The sequence below is a fragment of the Streptomyces rhizosphaerihabitans genome (genome assembly GCF_025399795.1).
Classification (GTDB): domain Bacteria; phylum Actinomycetota; class Actinomycetes; order Streptomycetales; family Streptomycetaceae; genus Streptomyces; species Streptomyces rhizosphaerihabitans.
The window spans coordinates 14111-34150 of the sequence record NZ_JAODTZ010000074.1 but is presented as its reverse complement, the minus strand read 5'-3'; the positions used below and the strand labels follow the sequence as shown (position 1 = coordinate 34150).

Genomic DNA, 20040 nt, shown 5'->3' with positions numbered 1-20040 from the left:
CCCTGCGCGTACAGCTGGGCCCAGCCAAGGCCGAGTCGGAGCGAACTTACAAGGCGGATGTCGGCGGTTCGAAACCGTCGGCGCCCACCAGTCTCAGGACACGAACAAGGCCCAGGTCAGCCGGTGTGAAACCGGCGATCTGGGCGTCTGTCGTTTCCGTCGTTTGTGGCCGTCGTGCCACTTACGCGAGGAGTTGCACGCAGCGGCATAAGGAGAACCCTCAACACTGCTGTCCTAGAAGCGCAGGGCCCCTCAGTCAGGTGCCGCGGCGCTGCTCCTGGACGGCCCTCATAAGGTCCTCGATGGCGGACTGGGTGTCGCGGTCACGCCCCTCGTCAATCGCTCCGAGAGCGGCGGCCGCGGCCTCACGAATCTGATGGGGAAGCCCGTCGGCGGCCGTGAGTTGGTAGGCGGCCTTGCGGCGCGCCATGCGCTCGGCGGCGTCTACTGCGTCGGGGCCGGACAGCGGAAAGACGGAGGCCCTGTATGCGGATATCCCCAGCACCATCATGTCCGCGATGCCGTCGGCGTACCCGAGCGCGGCGGCCTTCCCCTGGCCTTCCCGAATGGTTGCGACGATGCGCCGGCGGGACAGGGCCGTGCCCACGGCGGCGCCGCCTCCCACGGAAAGGCCGCAGGTGACGGCGAGGAACGGTCCGCCCCAGGCGAAGCCGGTGAATCCTCCGAGGACCGCGAGCGCGACCGTCCATGCGGCGGCTGTCCGGGAGCTTATTTGCTCGGGCGTGGTGTCCATGGTGGCAGTGTGCCAGCCGGGACGGACAGCACCGGTACGGGATGGCCCGCCGGTCTCGATCTTGAGCAGTTACGCCCGGAGGGCAAGCCGCACGGGCCGTTGTCGTTCACGCCCGTGCCACAGCCGTGCCACATCGGGCGGTCAGCCACGGTCAACGACGGTTCATCGCAGTCGACATGACCTGCTGAGCTGGGGACTCCTCAATCCTGACTTGACCTGCACACCCTCGACGACCCTGACCACCAGGCTTACAAGGCAGTGCTCAGTGGGCCAGCTTGCTAAAGATGGACCTTGCCAAGCTCAACGGATAGCCGTCAGATTCTTCGCCAGCCGCGCAGACCACGCCGGCCGCCACGCGCAGTCCGGGGTCGCCCCCGGCTCGTGCGGCAGCGCTTGACTCACCCCTTCAGACCCCGCCGACCTTACGCCGCTGCTAACCTGACTCGCCGGGGGTGATCATGGGCGTGTCGACCTCGCTGCTCGCTATAGAACAGAAGATCATCGAGGCCGAGTCAGAGGTTGATCAGAAGCTCTTTCAAAGGAGACTGACTCGCCTCTGGCTGTTCGGCCTAATACCACTGCTCAGCGCAGGAATTCTTGCCGGAAATCTGCTGATCGACTTCTCCAGGCCAGGGTCAGGGCGCGGTTTCCTTAATGCGGCGATTGGGATACCCCTCACGCTTTCCGTGATCGGTGCACCCATTTACTGGTTCAGTAATAGAGAAGAGCTCCTTCAATCCCGCATGAACCTTCGGAAGCTCATCGCGGAGCGAGAGTTTCTGCACTCGAAGCCTGACCAGCCAGAGCAGTCACTTTCAAACGCATTCCGCAGATACCACGAATCCGTTCCATCTCTCCGTGACGACTATCGACGTGGGGCAAATAAGTATCGGAATCGTCACAATTGGTTTCAGATCTCGGTGATCATCGGCTCAATCCTCACGTCCGTTGCCACCACGGCGTCAGCAGAGCAAGGTGTATGGAGCTGGACAGCGGTAGCCCTCAGCGCAATCGTGAGCATTTCGGCAGGAATTATCTCTTACTTCAAGTTCCGCGAGCGAAGCATGAATCTGCAACAGACAGCAGATTCCATTGATCTCGAAATGCAGGCTTTCGATCTTGGCATTCGCCGCTATCGCAACCTGAACCCTGAAGAGGCTGCGAGTTACTTCGCTGAGGAAGTTGAGCGCATCAAAGAGGAGCAGCGAAAGAAAGAGCTGCAACTAGAGCAGCCACCCGAGGCACAGCAAGGCCACTCCAATAGGCAGAACGGGAGTGCAGCCCCCTAAATTTACCCTCCCACGATTGCGGTAATGGGATCATGTCGCGCGTGGATGCACCCTTCGGCGGAGGAACTCGGCGAGGTCCACCACGTTGTGCGCCAGGCCGAGGATCTCGCCGTCCACGCGCACGCGCCAGCCGCCCGAAGGCGACGGCGGATGCACGATCACACGGATCGGTCCGGATATGCCTTAAGGATCATCCGGGATGTACGGCCCCGCATTCCGGCCCGTCATTCGAGGATCCCCAGCTCAGTGTCCGGGCGGCAGAAGGCACACGCCTCCGTCAACGCCAGCCGTGCGTCCTGCGCACTCACTGGATGCGTCGTGCAGTTGATCACCGTGCAGTCATCCAGGTGCACCGCGGCCTCCAGCGGCCCCATCGGAGTTCGCCACTGCTCGATCATGAACCCGGTCGACGAACATCGTTACGTCCGTGCCAGACGCGTGCCAGATCGTGCGGGGAATCACGGGGAACCAGTTGACCGCCCGTCAGGCCCCGACGCTGCCCCGCCGCAGGTCAGCCCCGGAACAAGCCCCAGATACCCTTAGCTTCCCAAGCTGATGGCTCAGGCGGCGTCGTGGCGGGTCGGCCGTCGTGGGTCGCTCTGATCGACGGCATTGGCAGCGTGGCTGAGGCCGGCGGGGGTGCAGCGAGGCACACGCGTGCGTGGTCGGTCGGCGCGCCCGCTGCCGTGGCTGACTGTCGTCGGCTGAGGCTCAGGCGGGACCGCATCGAGAATGCCCGCCGTCGACCAAACCGCATGCTTCACAGTGATTATTGCTGGGGTGTCCCTGGGCCTCGAACTCGCCGGAGATCACCTACTCGGGGAGGTGATCGTCCCAGCTGCAGGTCAGCGGTGAGCCCGAGCGTGCTGTCGCGCCTCTCAAAGGCGACCGGTGTACGGGCTCGTGCTGGGCGACGCCGCGAAGCTTGCGGATGACCCTGGCGATCGGGTGCCTCGCCAGTGTGGCGTCAGCTCGTTTCGGTGTCTGTCGGTTGCCATGGACCAGGTGAGGAGCAATACAGGCCGTGGAAGACTGAGCCGGATCGCGCACAGGCGCGCGGTCGGACAACGGCGCCGCAGCCGCGGTGCGGGCGCGCAGGATGCCGGCGGCTTGGGCCGGGCTCAATGGCTAGGGCTCACAGTGGCCACCTTGCCTGGCTTGGCCGCAGTGTTGGCGCTGCTGTTCACCTGGCGGGAAGTACGGGTCGCCGAACAGGGACAGCTCACCAGCCGGTTCAACGACGCGATCACCAACCTGGGGTCGCCATCGTTGGATGTGCGCTTCGGGGGGATCTACGCGTTGGAGCGCATCATGCAGGACTCGCCTCGCGATCAGCCCAGGATCATCTCGGTCCTGTCGGCGTACATGCGAAGCCACGCACCCGTACCGGCCAGCGGCTTCGCGAAGGAGCCTAAGGACTCTGCGGTGGCGCTCAAACGCCGCCCGTCCACTGATGTGGCGGCCGTGATGAATGTGCTGGCCCGCCGCCCATCTGGCCACGACGGAGGTGCGCAGCTCGACTGGAACCGAACGGACCTGCGGGGCCTGCTGCTATTCACCTGGGACGTCAAGGACATCGCAAAAATCTCCAAGGGCGGCGAACTTCCCAGCACGCGTTCCTCATTCAGCTACGCGATCATGGATGGTGCAGACCTGCGGAATGCAGTGTTTGCGGGAGTAGATCTGCGCAACGCGTTCGCCGACGAGGCCAACATGAGCGGAGCGACATTCCTGCGCGCGAACCTCACCAATGCCCAACTGGACGGAGCAGACCTGACCGGCGCGGGACTTGTTGAGACGAACCTGACTGGTGCAGACCTCAGCAGCACGAACTTGCACGAGGCCGAGTTGGGGCGAAGACCGGATGCGCCAGTCGGCACCGAATCGTCCAATCTCACCAATGCTGTTCTCTGGGACGCGGATATCACAGGTGCAAGCCTTCAAGGAACGAACCTGACCGGGGCGATTCTGGTTGATGCCAACCTGCAGGGCGCGTCCCTGACCGGGGCGAAGCTACACGGCGCGAAACTCAGCACAGCTGACAAGTCCCTACAATCCAAGATCACCTCTGGCGCCGTCACGAACAGCGCGAATCTGGCGAACGCCGACCTGAGCGGCGCCGACCTAACAGACGCTGACCTGCGTGGTGTGAACCTGACCGGAGCAAACCTCACCAACGCCGACCTGCGAGGGGCACGGCTCACCGGAGCCAAGCTCACCAGAGCCAAGACCCACGGGGCGCGCGGACTACCACCGTCGTCCTCCCCGGACTGATCTTGGTTGGAGATCTAGCCGTTGATCGAACTCCAAAGCGATGCTTAGCCAGTCGTGGACTATCCGTGGACTCGTCCCGCCGGATCTGTCACGTGCAGCGCCGTGACTTGCTGCGTTGCCCGGGTCCCAAGGGGCCTCCGGAGCCGTGTGCGCAGGTTCGAATCCTGCCGGGGGCACCCTTATGAGGTGCCCAAAGACCCCGTTACCAGCGGAAACGCTGAGGCCGGGGTCTTCGCGTATGTGCAGCCAGATGCGGCCGGAAGCAGCCGTTTGCCAGTGATCACGTAATGACGACGTAATGATCTTGGCGGCCCTTCCGGCAGGTCAAGGGCCGTTTGCCGTCTCCTTGTCCCGTCTCTGCGCAGGCGGCCAAGTCTCTCCGTCTGACCGCGTTCAAGTGAAGATCCCGGGCATGTGGCCACGCGGCCCGTCTTCAGCCTTCACGCTGGCCACCCGTGAGGTCCCGCAATGCGAGACCTCACGGGTGCGCACGACTAGCCCCACGCCCGTTTGACGCAACCACCGCTGTCAGCAGGCGCCTCAGGCTCGGCCACTCAGGACTCAGCCAGGGCCCTGCTGCCCCATGCGGCCAGCACGTTGGATCAAGGAGGAGAGATGCTGGCGAACCTACTGCCTGGCCTTCGTGACGTCCGGGCACCACTGTCGGCGGGATGTATCTGGCTCTTGACACTCTGGCTGATCGTGGAGCATCGGGTCCCGACCCGGGAGCAAGCACATGGTGTGTGGGCGTCGCTGTATCGTCTCGGCGGTTTGATGGGCCCTGCCGCATTGCTGGCGTCCGCAGCTTTTGCCGCATACCTCATCGGCGCGATGTTGATGGTCCGAGTTGCCACTGTGAATGTGCAGGAAGCACGGAAGTCGGCGAGGCTCAGGAACATTCAGATGGCCCTCACGCCACGCGTGTCGAAGCTCGCGTTCGATGACCTGGTCCGATTCCTGCAGGAGCAAGGGCGAGTGCTGGTGCCGAAACCAGGAGAAACCAGAGATCCTCGACGTGCGCAGGGCGAACGTGGTCTGGTCAACCTTGTGGCACGTGACGTTCTTGGCGAGACCAGGCAGCTTCGCATCAAACTACTGATCGCCAACTACGACTTGTTCAACGAGTACGACCGAGCCGTGGGAGAGGCAGAGTTCCGCAAGAACGTCGCCTACTCCCTCATAGGTCTCGCAGCCACGCTCAGTTGTCTGTACTCCCCTTGGTGGGCTCTCATGCTGGTAGTGCCTTTCCGGCTCTACATCGCCGGGGTGGGGAGCGAGCGGATAGCCAACGACGTCATTATCCAAGCTGTAGTGGCGGGACTCCTAGAGCCCGCCACCTTGACCGGCGCCGCGGGTCTGCCCGCAGTTCCCGCGGAGCGGGGCCAGTAAGCCTCGCGAGAGTCCGACACGCCTGCGACACGACGAAGCCCCGGATCTCTCCGAGGCTCGCGTGAAGGGCGTGTGGGCTGTGCCAGTCAGTCTTCGGTGTCGTCCTCCTCTCCCAGGCCCTTCAGGATTCGCTCGTTCATCTCTTGCTCCTGGCCGTCGATGCACTTGGCGTAGATCTTCAGCAAGACGTCGACCGAGTGACCGGCACGGGCTGCTACCTCCGGGGCGGGTACACCGGAGTTGAGCCACTGGGAGACGCCCGCGTGACGGAGGTCGTACGGACGGAAGGCCAGCACCGAAGACACCTGGTGCGGGACGAGCGCCAGTTCCCGAGCCCGTTTCCACGCCCGCGAGTACGACGAGGCCGCGATCACATTGCCCCGCTCGCTGGAGAACAGCCTGCCGTCGGCGGCCGTACCGAACTCCTTCAGGTGCTCCCGGAGCAGCCGCACCAGTGGAGGCGGAATCGGCACGATGCGCACTTCCCCGTGAGCCCGCTGCTTCAGGCCGCGCCGATCGTGCGCCTCCCCCGAGTCCGTCCACGCCTTCCCAGCAGTGGGGCGCGTCCCCGCCAGCTCGATACGTCCCCAGCCCGACGCCGGAAGCGTGCAGTCGGAGCGGCGGAGCCCGAGTGCCTCCCCCGGTCGCATGGCCGCGTAGTACAGGCATCCGAAGAACGCCCGGAGCCGCCGGCCGCTCGCACGGTCGTAGCCACCCACGTAGGTGAGCGCGGTCAGTAGCTCCCGAGCCTGCCGACGGTTGACCACCACCCGCCGGTCAACCTCCTGCACCGCACGCTTGCCCCGCTTACGGCGCACCCGGCTCATCGGGTTGGACGTTAGGCACTCCAACTCCACTGCATACTCAAGCGCGTTGAAGACCACCGCCCTCCGACGCCGATACGTCTGGGTCGCCGCAGGCTTGCCGTCCAGCCTCCGCCCCAACCCGTCGATCAGCCCATGAACACGGGCGATCTCTTGCAACTCCCCCACGGGAAGCGAGGCCTTGTCGATCCACCGCACGGCCGCCACGATCTCCTCCGGCCGCTCCCGCTCCCGGCGGTTGACCGGCAGAACATACAAGCGCAGCGCCCGCCGCAGCAGTTCGGAAGTGGGCCGCCCCCGCCCCGGTTTGACGAGGAGGGGAACGACCGTCGCCAGAGCATCGAAATCGAGCGCGTCCTCAGCGAGACCCACGATCTCACCCTGCCGGAGCCCGCATCCCGCCCCGGTGTCCCAGCAGTCGATCGAAGTCCAGGTCGGCACCCCAAAACGCTCGAACAGCGCCCTGACCATCGTTGCCCTGGCCACCGAGGCCGATGTCCCCCGCAACGCGCTCACCCAGCGCCACCTGGACCTGAAGAACGAGATCCGCGTCGGTCCCGATGATGACCGCCGGGGTGATCACCCCGGCCAGCAGCACGGGTACATCGGAGGCGTCCCGTCTGCCGAGATCCTGAGCCTTCGGGGTCATCGGCAGGCTGACGGCGTCCACGACGTACAGGACGGGCGCGTACCGGGACTGCCACAGGTCCAGTGCCCGCGCCTAGGTCGAACCGGCCGCCCCTCGTGGTATCGGTCGGCCAGCACCCGCGGAACCTCTTCCCACACGTGAACCGGGATCAGGCACCGCAAGTTCCCTGCCCGTGCCCCGGCGACGAACGAGGGCCAGCCGCCGGGTGCCCGCTACACGGAGGTGTCCAGCAGCGCGCGGCGCAGCGGTCCGCGCTGGTGCAGGGTGCGCCGTACGTCCGCCGCCAGCTCGCTCATCCGCGCATCGTAGTGCGGGCGTTGACCGCCTCTTGCGGGATTCCGGTGCCGTGCGCGGGCTACACCGACCCTCCAGAGAGCGCTGAGTCCTACCGGCAAATCCGGTACTTCCCGGACCTCTACAGGCCCTCGTCGGCCGACACCGGCCTCGGCACGGGCCGCGATGGCACGCGCTCAACCTGCGGTGAGAAGCAGCTTTCCGCCCAACCTTTGGTGAGAACGCTCAGCCGACTTCGTCATGGCCCTGGGCGACAACGCCCGTGTGGTCCGCGTCGACCGCGGTGACCTGATGCTGGCCGCCGCGGTCGTCCTCCTGGACGACGAGCGCCTGCACATGTGGGCAGGCGGCACCAGCCACGCCACCCTCGACGGCTTCAGCCCCAACTACCTTCTGTGGGCCACGGAAATCCGAACGGCCATCGAGTGGCGCAAGCGCTGGGTGGAGGGCGGCCGCAGCAACGAGCCCATGAAGACCCGCCACGGCATGAGCCCCCTACGCCTGTACGCCTGCGTCACCCTGTCCGGGGCCTGACCGGTGGCCATGCCCGGCTCATGGTCCGCGCCAGAGGTTGGCGAAGGCCGCGTTCTCGATGGTCCGCCGCTGCCGTACCGCCTCCAGCTCCATCACCGCGTCGTGGACGGCGGCCACCACCATCGTCACGGCCTCGTCATCGAGGCCGGTCTCGTCGTCGGATGGTTCGTCGTCGATGCTCAGGACTGCGACGAGGGCGGTCAGGACGGGTTCCTGCTCTTCCCAGCGGTCGACCGCACGGCGGCGCGCAGGCGTATCGACCGGTTCCAGGCTTTCCGAGCCGAAGGACAACCGGCTGCTTCGCTGCGGCTTCAGCTCACCGTTCTCCTCCAGGTCGGCCTGGTATGCGGCCGAGAGGTCTCGGCCCCGGCGCCACAGCCAGTCCTCGATCCGCTCGTACGGTGCCTGCCGCGTGAGACCTGCCGCAGCCTCGCCCAGGATTCGATCGCCCAGCGGCGGCGGTCCACCCGGCACGATGTGGTCGGCGTCCACGGCGACCGCCCCCGCACCGATGAGATCGATCAGCTCGGCTCCCGCGAGCGCGAGGGACAGGTCGCCCTGCCCCACGGGATGCTTCAGGTCCATGGCGATGATGAACAGATCTTTCGCCGTGGTCATGAACGGCTCCCCTCGGAGACATCGACAACGGTGCGTCCCCACCGACCACGCCCGGTCGTCGGCGACCTCCTCGCGACTACACGGTGTGCAGGGGTTCCTTGAAGGACTTGCGGAACACCGGACCGGCGAAGGGAATGATCGAGGACTTCATCTTTGATGTGAACGAGTCGGGGTGCCGTTCGAGTCTGACGTCGACACGGGTCCCGTCATCCGTGGGAGTCATCTGGAACTGCCAGCCCCCCGAGCCGAAGGGCACCGAGTCCCGAGTGGTGACCGTGACCCTGTTCGCCGAGGGGTCCCATTCGTAGCGCGCACGCTCCCACGACTTGTCGTTGCCCTCGGTCACCTCCGCCCAGGTATCACCCCGCTCGTGGACCTGGAAGTGCTCGGCATCGATGGAGGGCCACTCGTCGACGCGGGAGGGGCTGAAGTTCGTCAGCACGCCCATCACCTCCCCTGGGCTCATCGAGGAGTTCACATGGAAGTGTAGGGACGGCATGACCTACTCCCTGATTCGAGATGACCCTTGTCCGTCGGCGGCCACCGGTACGCACCTCGCGGGTGCCTGGCTCGCTTCGCCGACGCTGGTTCGCGGACCCGGCCCTGCTGAGGCCTCGTAAGGGCCTGCTGGGCAGGCTCACTGACCGGGACGCTCACCTTTCAGAATGCACCTGCGCCCGGCAGTGTGCACCGGCAGGTACCGGACAGCCACCGATCAAGCCCCACGCCGGCTGTCACAGGACTTCCGCCCCATCGATTCTGCGTCGGTCGAAGATGAGCCGCACCGCTGCGGAACCCTCCCCAACCGCGGCGGCGACTCGTTTCACGCTTCCACTTCGCGCGTCACCGACGCAGAACACCCCGGGCACGCTGGTTTCAAAGTGCAGCGGCATGCGATGCCCCGCAGGGAGGGCGACGTCCTGCCCGGTCAGCAGGAAGCCGTCGGGATCCATCGCCGGCCGCCCGTCGAGCCAGTCCGTGCAGGGCGTGACACCGATGAACACGAAGACGGCACTGACCGTCAGTGCGGAGCGGCGTCGGCTCGTCCGGTCCACGACATCAAGCCCTGTCACCTCGGAGCCGGCGGAAATACCGACCACCTCCGTGTGTACCCGCACATGGATCCTCGGGTCGGCGGCGATCGCGTCGATCAGGTAGCGGGACATCGAACGATCAAGGTCGTCTCCGCGGACCACGAGGTACACCGGATCAGACGTCCGGGCCAGGAACAGTGCCGCCTGACCTGCCGAATTCGCGCCGCCGATCACTGCCACAGGTCGCCCGCGCGAGTACGTCGCCTCGACAACCGTGGCGGCGTAGTAGACGCCGGTGCTCTCCCAGGCTTCGATGCCGGGCACGGCCAGGCGCCGGTGGTTGGCACCGGTGGCGATGATGACGTCGCGAGCGCTGAATGCCCGGCCGTCGTCGCAGGTGACGGTGTGGATACCGTCCTCGCTGGTGAAGGCCGCCGCGCGGGCGTTCCGATGAAGCCGCACTCCGAATTTTGCCGCCTGGATGGTCCCTCGGGCCGCCAATTCGGCACCGGGCAGACCAGCCGGGAATCCTAGGTAGTTCTCAATTCTCGATGATGTAGCGGCTTGACCGCCAAAGGCGTCCGCGTCGATGAGGGCGGTCGTCAGTCCCTCGGATGCGCCGTAGACCGCGGCCGCCAGACCGCCCGGGCCGCCACCGACGACGAGCAGGTCGCACATCTCCTGATCGTCGACTGCGTGCGGCGATTCTCCGAACTCTGCGGCAATGTCGGCCGGCTGTGGATTGCGCAGCATTGGCCGGCCGGGGACGAGGACGATGGGAAGGTCTGTCAGGGATACCTTGAACCTTCGCAAAAGCATCTCGGCCTCTGGCCGATCCTCCAGGTCCAGCCACTCCACGGCCGTCCTGCTGAGTGAGAACGAATGCAACAGGACTCGGCATCGTTCGTCATAGCGGGAACCGATGAGGGTGATACCCGCACCCCTTCTCAACAGGTTCGCCCGTCGTACGAGGAATGTCCGAAGGATGAGCTCGCTGAGATCACTGTCTTGCGCGACGATCGTCCGGATCTGCTCCAGCGGCACCCTCAGCAGTCGGCCCGGGCTCTTCATGACGCCGGCGAAGCGTGAGCGCTCGCCCGTCAGCATGCCTATCTCACCCAGGAACTCCGCTTTGCCGTATGACGCGACGAGCCGCTCTTCCGGCTGACCGAGCCGATCGATGATCTCCGCGGTCCCCTCCAGAACGACAAAGAAGTCGTAGGACGCGTCACCTGCCGAAAAGAGAACCTCGCCGACGGGTGCCGGATGCTCTGATCCGAGAGCCGCCAGCTTCTTGAGCTGGTCCCCGGACAGCCGCGCTGCCGGAGCTCGCTCCACAGATTCCCCCCGCACAGGCTTGTCCATAGGGGGCCTTCTTCCGCCTGGGCGGGAACAACGTGGCCGTCAGGAGAGTGCTACTTCGACGGAGACGCGGTCACGACGGCAGTTCGGTCCCGGCCTGCTCACGCACCATGTACTGGGCGTACCAGTCCGGCCAGTTCGGGTCCTCCGCACCGATGCGTGCCTCATGCACCCCGTGCGCGGCCGCGGCGCGGCGCAGCGCGCTCGCCAGGTCCTCCGCGGAGGTGTACGTCGTGGTCGCGGGGTCGAGGCGTCCCGGGAGCCGGGTGGTGATCTCCTGGAGGAGCCAGCCGTTGCCGTCCGGGTCGCTGAAGGACAGGAACGAGCCGTAGCTCGTGCGCTGGGGATCCGGCCCCGGGAGCCGGGCGTCCGTTCCGGCGTGGTGGAAGACGCCGCCGGCGTCGTGGAACACCTCGCTCGGCTCGGCGCCGAGCCGTTTCAGCTCATCGTATGCGGCGTTGATGTCGTCCACGATCAGTTGCAGGCCCTGAGCCGAACCCGGCGTCTGGGACGTGACCGAGGTGCCGAAGATGACCGACGCCGGCGAGCCCGGCGGCGTCACCTGCACCACCCGGAAGTTCTCGTCCGGGGCGATGTCCGCGTCCAGCCTCCAGCCCAATCGCGTGTAGAAGCTCTTGGCCCGGTCGACGTCGGACACCGGCACCACCACGATTTCGAGTTTCATGTCCATGACTGACACTTCCTCTGCTCGTACAAGATGCCGACATGACGAGACTTGCACGGCGGGACGCGGGCCGCGCCCGGGAATCCGGTCGACGGTGGCCCGGTCCACGCCGGGCGCGGCAGCCGGCTTACGGTCTCTGGCCGACGGCGCCCGTGCCGAGTCGGCTGAGCAGCCAGAACGCGATCGCGGTGCCGGTGCCGTAGGCGACGTGCGCGCCGAGATCCCAGGCCAGGGTCGTGGCGTCGTACTGCCAGATCGGCTTGTAGAGCCCTGCGATCGGCAAGGCGACGTAGTCACCGGCGAACACCGCGGCACCGAAAGACACGCCATGTACGGGGGAGGGTCTGGGCAGTGATCCGGCCAGGATGCCGTAGGCCGCGCCGGCCGCCGATCCGTAGGTCCAGTGAGCGATGGTGCTCGTGAGCCAGGCGGAACCATCAGGAAGCCGGCGCTGAGTGAAGCCCTCGATCACCCGCTTTGCCACCTGCCCGGGATCGGGGGCCTTCTCCCAGCTCTCGACCGGTGCGAATTCCCAGGCGAGCGGGCTGTCCGTCCCGCCTGCGCGACGGTACTTCAGGTAATGGACGGCATCCAGGCACACCGTTCCCACCGCTCCGGCCAGCAGGCCGGCCGTCACCGCCTCGAGGGGAGTCAGCGGAATCCTTTGGGAGCGCATGACGCAGTCTCCTCATCGCTCGGGGCCAGGAAGGAAGGTCGATGTTCTTCACCGCCTGGACCGCGGTTGGGAGGCATTGAGCCCGCATCGAGTATCCGGCGGCCAGGACGCACGCGCACGAGGAGAACGTCCGCGGGCGGCCTCGTCCAGGACTGCGCTCGACGCGCGTGATCGCCGCAGACCTGTTGCCCTGGTATCAGGCCCTTGCATACGTCCACCGGAGGGACCGATGAACAGCTACCGAGTCGCGCAGGTAACCGCCCCGGGCGGCACCTTCGAAATCGCCGAGCGAGAGGTGCCGCAGCCCGGCCCCGGACACGTGAGAATCGCCGTGGAGGCGTGCGGTGTCTGCCACAGCGACGCCAGTTTTGTCGAGGGTCGTCTACCTGGTGTCTCGTTCCCGGAGGTGCCCGGACACGAGATCGCCGGGCGGATCGAGGAACTGGGCGGCGGGGTGCACGAGCGGGGGTGGCAGGTGGGCGACCGAGTGGCGGTCGGCTGGTTCGGCGGTAGCTGCGGCCACTGCACACGCTGCCGTCAAGGCGACTTCATCGTGTGCGAAAGCCTGAAAGTCCCGGGCTGGACCTACGACGGAGGCTTCGCGGACAAGATGATCGCGCCCGCCGACGCGCTCGCCAGAATCCCTGACGATCTCGCGGCAACCGACGCGGGGCCCATGGCGTGTGCCGGTGTGACCACGTTCAACGGATTGCGACGCAGCCCCGCTGAACCCGGAGACCTCGTCGCCGTCCTTGGCCTGGGCGGCCTGGGTCACTTCGGAGTCCAGTACGCGGTCGCCATGGGTTTCGAGACCGTAGGGATCGCCCGCGGCGCCGAGAAGGCGGAGTTCGCCAAGCGACTGGGCGCCCACCACTACATCGACAGCACGTCGGACGTCCCGGTCGCGGAGGCGCTGCAGGCCCTCGGCGGGGCGAGGACCGTTCTGGCCACTGCCGGAAACTCCCAGGCCATCAGTGCGACCGTGGAAGGCCTGACACCGCGAGGCGAGCTGGTCATCATCGGAGCGGATCCCTCGCCGATGAGCATCACCCCCGTCCAGCTGCTTCTCAGCGGCCGTGTCGTCCGCGGCCATCCGTCCGGCACCTCGCAGGACGTGGAAGACACCATGGCCTTCAGCGTCCTGCATGGCATCCGGCCGATGACCGAGGCCGTACCGCTGGACCACGCCGATGAGGCCTTCCAGAAGATGCTCTCCGGAGCCGCCCGCTTCCGGATGGTGCTCACACCTGGCTGACTCCGGCCGGCCATCGACGGGTGCGGACGCCAAGCAGCGGGCGATCTCACCGGAGTTGGACAGGGCCCACTGGGTCAACCGACCGGGCGGTCCAGCGGCATGCCTTCTCCAGATCGCATTTCGTGATCAATCGATCACTTTTAGCGACCATGACCAGTTTTCCGCGAGCTCGCAACCTGTCATTCGCGGCAAAGGCAGGACCGGCAACCAGGTATCGACGCGCCCCGGCCAGCATGCGCGGTCGGCACGTCGACGGGCGCACCAGCGGCGGTGGCACAGGCCGAAGGCGGCTGGGAAGCCGGTGGGTACGGAGGCGTGACCGCAGGATCGTGCCCTCAGTCACTCGTACTCGCGAAGCAGGTCCTCGATACGCCTGTTGGCGACGTCCTGCCGCCCGTCGAGGCACTTCGCGTAGCGGGTCAGCAGGACCTCAACGCTGTTGCCGGCGCGCTCGGCGACCTCGGTGGGGTCGACGCCGGCGTTGAGCCACGTAGACAGCGCCGAGTGCCGCAGGTCGTACGGCCGGCTTGCGAGCGGCGAGGCCACGGCGGCAGAGCGAGGAGCCGAGCCTCCTGCCGGACGCGGTAGTAGGTGGAGGACGGAACGACCGAACCCTTCTCGCTGAAGAAGAGACGCCCGTCGTCTGCCGTGCCGAAGGTGGCCAGGTGCTCGCGGAATATGGCTACGAGGTGAGGCGGGACAGGTACCCGCCTGACGTCCTCGGTCGGTCGGTTCTTGAGCCCGCGGTCGTCGTGGGTCTTCCCCGAGTCGGTCCACTGCTTGCCGACCGACGGACGAGTTCGGTGGAGCAGCGCCGATCCCCAGCCCTGTTCGGGGAGGTTCAGGTCCGTCTCGACGAGGCCGATCGCTTCAGCCGGCCGGAGTCCGCCGAAGTACATGGCAGCGAAGAGGCCCACCAGGCGCCGACCACGGGCCCGCCGGTATCCGCCCACGTAGGAGACGGCTGCCAGGAGAAAAGAACCAGCAGGCCAACCGCAAACGCCGCGGCAGCAAGGGCGGACGGCCCGCCGGCTTCGACAAGACGATCTGCAAGCGCAGGAACGAAGTCGAACGGACCATCTTGGCGCTCAAGAACTCCCGCGCCGTGGCCACCAGGTTCGACAAGCGCTCCTATGTGTTCCACGGCACCGTCACCCTCACCTCGATCCGGCTCTGGCTCCGCTCGTGACCCGCACGACAGGTCTCAGGCGCCGGTCCGCCCGTCGACGAGCTCACGCACGACGTCGAGGTGGCCGTTGTGGCGGGACGTCTCCTCAATGAGGTGGAGGATCACCCAGCGGAGATCGACGTGGCGGCCGTCGCTGATGGGACGCTTGGCCGTCGAGTTCAGCTCGTGGTCGGACACCAGGCGACGGTAGCGGGCACTCTGCTCCTCGTACTCGGCGAGAAGCCGGGGCAGCGGGATGTCGACTGCTGTCCGCATCTCGGGGTCGGGATCGTCGTCGGTCGCCTCGGTGAGCGGTCCCGCAGGCTCCTCGCCCAGGAACATCACTTGGAACCAGTGGTACTCGACCCACCGCAGATGGCTGATCAGCCCGCACAACGTCATCAGCGGTGAACTCGGGAGTGGGGCCTTGCGGGCGTCTTCGGCGGACACGCCCTCACACTTGGCTCGCGCGGTGTCACGGGCGTAGTCCAGGAAGGTGGCCAGCTGCGTACGCTCGTCCCACGAGGGAGGCGTGTCTGTTCGTTGAAGCATTACGGGAGTTTCCCGCAGCTCGGAACGGGTGTCGACTCAATTGATCAGAAGCACCGTCAAGTGCCACAGCACCGGCTGTGCTCAGGGAGAGCTCGGCAAGATCCGCCGGACAGATCGTAGTCGCCGTCGATCGGAGGCTCACCGGGTGGCGACGAGGAGCGCGATGACGCCGAAGTTCATCCGGAGGAGTGTCGGGCCTGCTTCAGGTTCGTCTGGTGGGGGCCGGAGAGCCAGTCTTGATCAAGACGCGCGTCGACCGGTTCCTCTCCTCGCCGCAGCGCGTCGATGTACGCATGATCGGCGGCAAGGCGGGCCGCCACCTCGGGACCCTCTGCAACGGCCCCGTGGCCGGGGACCAGGACATCGACGTGCCGGGCAGCCTCACCCAGCCGGTCGAGTGCCGTCTCATAGGCGCCCACCTGATCGGGGCGACGAGGGTCGAGGAGCGGGATCAGGACGTCGGAGAGCATGTCGCCGGCGAGCAGGACGCCACGATCCGCGAGGAGAACCGCGGCGTGGCCGATCGCGTGCGCCTGATGCTCGACGATCTCGCCCGGCAAGAGTCCCGCGTCCGCGGGCAGCGGGGTGAGGAGCCCGATCAGCTCGAGAGGGATGCCCGACGCGTTCTGCGCCGCCATCGTCTGCGCCCGCTCTCGGGCTTCACTGGCAGTCTGGGCGCCGTCGGGGGTGGCGTAGCGCGGCACGTCGCCGAACCGGGAATGCCAGAGCAGGTGGTCCCAGTGGGGATGCGTGGAGAAGCCGGCGACCACCGGAATGCCGAGCCGGTCCACGTCATCGGCGAGCTGGCTCAGATCGGAACCGTCGATGCCGGGATCGACCAGGATCAACCCGCCTTCCCCGTGCACCACGATGGCATTGCTCCAGACCCACTCGCTCTGCCGGACCCAGACTCCGTCGGCCACCTGATTCAGCATCAGTCCACCTTGTCAGGTGCCTCCGTCCGGAGCGAGTTGCGACGCCCTTCGAGTCCGGATTCACGACCGGAGGGCGTACCCCGAAACGTACTCACATGCGCATTCCGCGCGGGTCGTGGAGGCGTTCAGTCACGCTGCGAATGGGGCTGGGCGCTGGCGGGCTTGTTGCTGTGACAGGTGGCGCAGAGTCGTGGCGCCCTGTGCGCTCGCTTGCCGTTGCCGACATACCAGCACCAACCCTTTTCGCTGCAGAAGAGCCTTCCGTCCTCCGCCGTGGCGAAGGTTGCCAGTGCTCTGGCCGGGCAGGTTCACCGAGGTCAGTACGCTGAGCCCGGCTGGGGTTGGACGAGGAGGGCGGGCGTGACGCGGAGACTGTCGATGGACGAGGCCGTGGGACTGCTTGAGGGCGAACTGGGGTCAGGGCAGCGAGCGCCCGACGATCTGGTCACGGAAGATCTCTGGCTTGCTTTCCTTCGATTCGGCCGACGGCTGTTCGATGTCCCGGACACACCCGACGCTGACGGTCTTCTGTTCCAGTACGGGTCCCACGCGTTCGACGGTCCTCCGGCGTTCACGCTGGACCTCGCCCGGCAGTTCGAGATCTCCGGCAGCGACGGTGATCACGACCATTACGTACAGGTCCACTGCGAGCTCAGATACGGACTCGCACCCACCCTGGAGGCCCTCGGAAGCTTCGACTCGTGGTTCTTCCACGATGCCGGAGACGATCTCGAAGAGTGGGCTCAAGGACTGACCGAGCGGGCAGCCTGGGCAACGATCCACAGACTCAAGCCGACCGGGATCAGGGTGTATCAGGAGCAGGTGTAGTCGCTCAGGCCGTCATCGTGGTGGGACGCCCGCCCCAGCGGACACCTTTCTCACTGCGGATGCGGGCTCGTTCACGTCGTTGGGCTGCGAGGACGTCGGGGTGGCGGGCGTTCCAGGAGATCCCGTGGGTTCGACGGAACGTCGTCGGCAGCCGGTCCGGCCGGCTCTGTGCTGCCCAGCACGAGCCGCCGGTCGGGCGGACATCCGGCTGAGATCGCGCCGGCTGTGAGCGTCCAGAGTCCGTCCAGGGCCAGTCCCTGGGCGCCACTCCAGACACGATCGTTCCACGAACAGCCAGGCGTCGGTCCGTTCCAGTACCGCCATTCGGTCCCTTCACGACGCGCTCGCTCACCGCACTCTGACGCCAGTTGGACGGGACAACGCGGCTGTGGTCGAGCGGGCTGGTCCCCGGAAGAAGCGTCCTGGCCATGGCGGTGTGGAGAGTCGTCCGCCGATGCCGACGCGGCCGAAAGCCACGGCATCGTCGTCAAGATCGAGAATGTCCAAAGGAAGGTGGTGTGTCGTCTCCAGCCCGGCCCCACTGGCTGTGCAGGCGCCAGCGGGGTTCTGGCACTCATTCCGTGCGAGGCGGAACGGCGGGGCGGGTGGCGGCCTTGGTGCGTGTCCTCGATGTGGCGCCTGGCAATTACCCCCGGGGTAATCGCACTGCCCAACCACCCTCAGCTACGTTCTGGTCATCGCTCACGCCTCCGGAACGAAAGGAAGCCCGTGGTGCCCGCTTACGGCTTCGCTCATCTCCGCAGCCGCCGGAATCACTCCGACATCATCGAGTACCTGGAGTGCATCCAGGCAACCCTCGACCCCTTCGCCGGCCGCTTCGTCATCCACGGTCCGCCGGTCGAAATCGTAGAGGGTACGTGGCCCGGCAGCATGGTGCTGATCGAGTTCCCCAGCCTGGCCGAAGCCCGTGCCTGGTACGGCTCTTCCGCCTACCGGGCCATCCTGAGTCTGCGGACCGACCACGTGGAGGGCGACTTGGTGCTGATCGAGGGCGTCGGTCCGAACTACGACCCGGCCGAGCGAGCTCGCAAGTTGCGAGCAGAAGCAAGCCGCGCGAGCCAGTCGACCCCGTAGCCCCGCAGCCCCGCAGCCGCCTCCTGAAGCGCCGAGACAGTTCGCGCTCGTCGTCCGCGACGCCATTCAGTCGCTGGACCAGTTCCGGCTGGACAGAACCAAGCGATAGCCGTCCGGATCCTGGAGCGTTACGCCCCAGGTGTCCCAGTACGGATTGTGTGCGGCTACCCGCCTGCCGCCGTGCTGTTCGAGGCGTTCCACGAGGGAGTCCGGGACCGGTTCACCGAGATAGATCACCAGCAGGTCCTCGGGGGTCGGCCGGGGATCGACAGGGGCCGTGGGGTCGTGCACGAGTTCCAGGTGCCAGGCGGCGTCCGGCCAGCCGACCATGAGTAGGGAGTGGCGACCGGGTGTGCCATCCGCTGCATGCCGGTACAGCTCGTGGAGGCCGAGACCTGACATCCAGAACCGCTCCGCTGCATCAAGATCGCGTGATGGCCGAGCGATGCGCACATGCGCCGTGGCGTTGGCGGGCATCCGGCTACCTCCTGTTTTCATGGCCGGCCGGTCGCGGGCCTCATCCACGGAGGCTAACGAGAAACGATCATGCGCGCCTCGGGCATCGGTCCTAAGCCCTGGCCTGACTCTGCGTCCGACCGACGCCATCCGGTTGGGTGCGGCCTCCGCGAGCACTGAACCAAGTGACGATCTGGTGACCTGATTCGGAGATTCGTCGGCGAGGCCGGGCCGTTCGGGCGCGATGGCGCAGGCGGCGGAGAGCGCATCGGGGGCGATGTCGCCGAGAGCCATTTTGGCGGAGGCTTCGTCGTTGACGCGGTGGCAGACGCGGCCGGTCAACTGGGCCCGGAGCATGGTCGCCCCCTTGCCGGGTTCGGCGCCGAAGCGCTGCCCGCCGATCTCCAGGTAGATCCCGGCTGCGCGGTGGAGCTGGGCGAGGCGGATGAGCTGGGTGACCATCTCGTCGCGCGGTTCCTCGTCCCTGCGGGTGGCGACGAGGAGGAGTTCGGCCACGTCGTCGACGAACAGGACGATGGGGAAGGGGCGTCCGTCCTCGGGGAGGCCCCAGACGTCCGAGGTGATCTCTTCGGCGGGCGTACTCGGGGCGAGGTCCTGACGGGCCTTGATCAGTTCGTCGTAGGTCACGACCGACAGCACCCGGTCCTCGATCGGCAGCCCCCACGGGCGGTCTGGGCGCACCATGTCCGCGCCTTCGCGCCGCAGCATCGTCATGAGCGTCCGGAGACGGACGTCGACGGTGGTCAGGAGCGGGGCGCGCTCACGGGCGCCGTCTTCAGCACAAGCGCTATCCGCACGAGTCGCAGACACCCGTCGTAGGGAGTTCCACGAAGCAGCGGCCACAGACCTGCGGCGGCTTCTCGATGCTCGCGCGGCGGCGCTCGATGGCGGCCTGGTACCTGGGCGCAAGAGCAGGGACACCACCGTCAAGCGGCAGGGTCGCCCCGAAGTGGCGATAGCAGGCCAGGCGTGCGCCGGCGGCATGCTGTTCACGCTCCAGTACACCTTCTACGGGAGGTTCTCCAGCAACCTCCAGAACCTCTTTGTAGCCGTCGCCCACCATGCCGTCGCTACTACGGACGACCAGAGCGATCAACGGCGGGTCTCCACGGCGCCGCGCTTCGCGGACCACCCGCCCAAGGACGGAGCCGATCCAGTTGTGCAGGAGAGCTTTGGTGCGAACCCCCGTTCTGTGCTGGATCTCCTCAGCCAGCTCCTTGTAGGTGATGACAGCGTGATAGGTACCCGCCACGCCCATGAGGACCTCGTATGCCTCGCCGGCCCAGGCTTCACGAGCCTCTTGTGCCGTGGGCACGGCGTCGTCGGACGCCACACTCGAGCTCACCGT

20 protein-coding genes and 3 pseudogenes are annotated in these 20040 nt (G+C 66.6%); 8 read left to right on the top strand and 15 right to left on the bottom strand.

All coding sequences use genetic code 11. The features are described from left to right. Positions 1-256: 256 nt before the first annotated feature. A complete protein-coding gene (locus N4G66_RS41140; RefSeq protein ID WP_261709424.1) occupies positions 257-754 on the bottom strand; it encodes a hypothetical protein in 498 nt (165 codons plus the stop codon). Positions 755-1212: 458 nt separating this feature from the next. Between N4G66_RS41140 and N4G66_RS41135 the strand changes: the two genes are divergently transcribed. Then, positions 1213-2043 carry a DUF4231 domain-containing protein gene (locus N4G66_RS41135; protein ID WP_261709423.1) on the top strand — a complete coding sequence of 277 codons (831 nt, stop codon included), beginning with the start codon at positions 1213-1215 and terminating at the stop codon, positions 2041-2043. 224 nt (positions 2044-2267) lie between these two features. Here N4G66_RS41135 and N4G66_RS41130 read toward each other — a convergent pair whose 3' ends face one another. After that, entirely contained in the window at positions 2268-2441 is a 174-nt protein-coding gene (locus N4G66_RS41130) for a DUF6233 domain-containing protein (protein ID WP_261709422.1), read from the bottom strand. 769 nt (positions 2442-3210) lie between these two features. Here N4G66_RS41130 and N4G66_RS41125 point away from each other — a divergent pair. Together N4G66_RS41125 and N4G66_RS41120 are read left to right on the top strand one after the other, a co-directional pair. Next, positions 3211-4317, top strand: coding sequence for a pentapeptide repeat-containing protein (locus N4G66_RS41125; RefSeq protein WP_261709426.1), 1107 nt, complete (start codon positions 3211-3213; stop codon positions 4315-4317). Between the two features lie 684 nt (positions 4318-5001). Continuing rightward, positions 5002-5706, top strand: coding sequence for a hypothetical protein (locus tag N4G66_RS41120; protein ID WP_261709421.1), 705 nt, complete (start codon positions 5002-5004; stop codon positions 5704-5706). Positions 5707-5792: 86 nt separating this feature from the next. Here N4G66_RS41120 and N4G66_RS41115 read toward each other — a convergent pair whose 3' ends face one another. Both N4G66_RS41115 and N4G66_RS41110 read right to left on the bottom strand, forming a co-directional pair. After that, positions 5793-6902 (bottom strand): tyrosine-type recombinase/integrase, encoded by a 1110-nt coding sequence (locus N4G66_RS41115; RefSeq protein WP_261709420.1) that lies wholly within the window; start codon positions 6900-6902, stop codon positions 5793-5795. 4 nt (positions 6903-6906) lie between these two features. Beyond that, complete coding sequence (locus N4G66_RS41110) at positions 6907-7200, bottom strand: hypothetical protein (RefSeq protein ID WP_261709427.1); 294 nt, start codon at positions 7198-7200, stop codon at positions 6907-6909. A 513-nt stretch (positions 7201-7713) separates the two neighbouring features. Between N4G66_RS41110 and N4G66_RS41105 the strand changes: the two genes are divergently transcribed. Then, complete coding sequence (locus N4G66_RS41105; RefSeq protein WP_261709419.1) at positions 7714-8007, top strand: GNAT family N-acetyltransferase; 294 nt, start codon at positions 7714-7716, stop codon at positions 8005-8007. Between the two features lie 18 nt (positions 8008-8025). Here the strand turns inward: N4G66_RS41105 and N4G66_RS41100 are convergent, their stop codons facing one another. The 5 genes from N4G66_RS41100 to N4G66_RS41080 form a co-directional block, all read right to left on the bottom strand. Continuing rightward, on the bottom strand, positions 8026-8625 hold the full coding sequence (locus tag N4G66_RS41100; protein WP_261709418.1) for a GOLPH3/VPS74 family protein: 600 nt from the start codon (positions 8623-8625) through the stop codon (positions 8026-8028). Positions 8626-8701: 76 nt separating this feature from the next. Further along, positions 8702-9124 carry a hypothetical protein gene (locus N4G66_RS41095; protein ID WP_261709417.1) on the bottom strand — a complete coding sequence of 141 codons (423 nt, stop codon included), beginning with the start codon at positions 9122-9124 and terminating at the stop codon, positions 8702-8704. 235 nt (positions 9125-9359) lie between these two features. Beyond that, positions 9360-11024, bottom strand: coding sequence for an FAD-dependent oxidoreductase (locus N4G66_RS41090; RefSeq protein WP_261709416.1), 1665 nt, complete (start codon positions 11022-11024; stop codon positions 9360-9362). A 70-nt stretch (positions 11025-11094) separates the two neighbouring features. After that, a complete protein-coding gene (locus N4G66_RS41085) occupies positions 11095-11712 on the bottom strand; it encodes a VOC family protein (protein WP_315903752.1) in 618 nt (205 codons plus the stop codon). 121 nt (positions 11713-11833) lie between these two features. Continuing rightward, positions 11834-12382, bottom strand: a complete 549-nt coding sequence (locus N4G66_RS41080) for a hypothetical protein (RefSeq protein WP_261709415.1) — start codon at positions 12380-12382, stop codon at positions 11834-11836. Between the two features lie 229 nt (positions 12383-12611). On the opposite strand from N4G66_RS41080, the gene N4G66_RS41075 reads away from it, so the two are divergent. Next, positions 12612-13637 carry an alcohol dehydrogenase gene (locus tag N4G66_RS41075; RefSeq protein WP_261709414.1) on the top strand — a complete coding sequence of 342 codons (1026 nt, stop codon included), beginning with the start codon at positions 12612-12614 and terminating at the stop codon, positions 13635-13637. 339 nt (positions 13638-13976) lie between these two features. Here the strand turns inward: N4G66_RS41075 and N4G66_RS41070 are convergent. After that, positions 13977-14611 (bottom strand): annotated as a pseudogene (locus N4G66_RS41070) (tyrosine-type recombinase/integrase); the annotation flags it as partial. Between N4G66_RS41070 and N4G66_RS41065 the strand changes: the two are divergent. Then, positions 14605-14826 (top strand): annotated as a pseudogene (locus N4G66_RS41065) (IS5/IS1182 family transposase); the annotation flags it as partial. The pseudogenes N4G66_RS41070 and N4G66_RS41065 overlap by 7 nt on opposite strands. Before the next feature lie 15 nt (positions 14827-14841). Here the strand turns inward: N4G66_RS41065 and N4G66_RS41060 are convergent. Next, complete coding sequence (locus N4G66_RS41060) at positions 14842-15357, bottom strand: DinB family protein (protein ID WP_261709413.1); 516 nt, start codon at positions 15355-15357, stop codon at positions 14842-14844. 176 nt (positions 15358-15533) lie between these two features. Then, positions 15534-16280: an MBL fold metallo-hydrolase gene (locus N4G66_RS41055; RefSeq protein WP_261709412.1), complete on the bottom strand. Its 747-nt coding sequence runs from the start codon at positions 16278-16280 to the stop codon at positions 15534-15536. Between the two features lie 390 nt (positions 16281-16670). Between N4G66_RS41055 and N4G66_RS41050 the strand changes: the two genes are divergently transcribed. Then, a complete protein-coding gene (locus N4G66_RS41050) occupies positions 16671-17120 on the top strand; it encodes a hypothetical protein (RefSeq protein WP_261709411.1) in 450 nt (149 codons plus the stop codon). A 732-nt stretch (positions 17121-17852) separates the two neighbouring features. Next, the gene (locus N4G66_RS41040) at positions 17853-18215 is read left to right on the top strand and encodes a DUF1330 domain-containing protein (protein ID WP_261709410.1); all 363 of its coding nucleotides are present in this window, start codon (positions 17853-17855) and stop codon (positions 18213-18215) included. Between the two features lie 66 nt (positions 18216-18281). Here the strand turns inward: N4G66_RS41040 and N4G66_RS41035 are convergent, their stop codons facing one another. The 3 genes and pseudogenes from N4G66_RS41035 to N4G66_RS41020 form a co-directional block, all read right to left on the bottom strand. Continuing rightward, positions 18282-18692, bottom strand: coding sequence for a VOC family protein (locus N4G66_RS41035; protein ID WP_261709425.1), 411 nt, complete (start codon positions 18690-18692; stop codon positions 18282-18284). Positions 18693-18890: 198 nt separating this feature from the next. Beyond that, positions 18891-19307, bottom strand: a pseudogene (locus N4G66_RS41030) (FtsK/SpoIIIE domain-containing protein); the annotation flags it as partial. 172 nt (positions 19308-19479) lie between these two features. Further along, the gene (locus tag N4G66_RS41020; RefSeq protein WP_261709409.1) at positions 19480-20037 is read right to left on the bottom strand and encodes a hypothetical protein; all 558 of its coding nucleotides are present in this window, start codon (positions 20035-20037) and stop codon (positions 19480-19482) included. Positions 20038-20040: the final 3 nt, after the last annotated feature.

Bases quoted from the DNA above. Each gene is read 5' to 3' on its own strand.
- N4G66_RS41140 (WP_261709424.1), bottom strand. From the start codon at position 754: ATGGACACCACGCCCGAGCAAATAAGCTCCCGGACAGCCGCCGCATGG.
- N4G66_RS41135 (WP_261709423.1), top strand. From the start codon at position 1,213: ATGGGCGTGTCGACCTCGCTGCTCGCTATAGAACAGAAGATCATCGAG.
- N4G66_RS41130 (WP_261709422.1), bottom strand. From the start codon at position 2,441: ATGATCGAGCAGTGGCGAACTCCGATGGGGCCGCTGGAGGCCGCGGTG.
- N4G66_RS41105 (WP_261709419.1), top strand. From the start codon at position 7,714: ATGGCCCTGGGCGACAACGCCCGTGTGGTCCGCGTCGACCGCGGTGAC.
- N4G66_RS41100 (WP_261709418.1), bottom strand. From the start codon at position 8,625: ATGACCACGGCGAAAGATCTGTTCATCATCGCCATGGACCTGAAGCAT.
- N4G66_RS41095 (WP_261709417.1), bottom strand. From the start codon at position 9,124: ATGCCGTCCCTACACTTCCATGTGAACTCCTCGATGAGCCCAGGGGAG.
- N4G66_RS41090 (WP_261709416.1), bottom strand. From the start codon at position 11,024: ATGGACAAGCCTGTGCGGGGGGAATCTGTGGAGCGAGCTCCGGCAGCG.
- N4G66_RS41085 (WP_315903752.1), bottom strand. From the start codon at position 11,712: ATGGACATGAAACTCGAAATCGTGGTGGTGCCGGTGTCCGACGTCGAC.
- N4G66_RS41080 (WP_261709415.1), bottom strand. From the start codon at position 12,382: ATGCGCTCCCAAAGGATTCCGCTGACTCCCCTCGAGGCGGTGACGGCC.
- N4G66_RS41075 (WP_261709414.1), top strand. From the start codon at position 12,612: ATGAACAGCTACCGAGTCGCGCAGGTAACCGCCCCGGGCGGCACCTTC.
- N4G66_RS41060 (WP_261709413.1), bottom strand. From the start codon at position 15,357: ATGCTTCAACGAACAGACACGCCTCCCTCGTGGGACGAGCGTACGCAG.
- N4G66_RS41050 (WP_261709411.1), top strand. From the start codon at position 16,671: ATGGACGAGGCCGTGGGACTGCTTGAGGGCGAACTGGGGTCAGGGCAG.
- N4G66_RS41035 (WP_261709425.1), bottom strand. From the start codon at position 18,692: ATGCCCGCCAACGCCACGGCGCATGTGCGCATCGCTCGGCCATCACGC.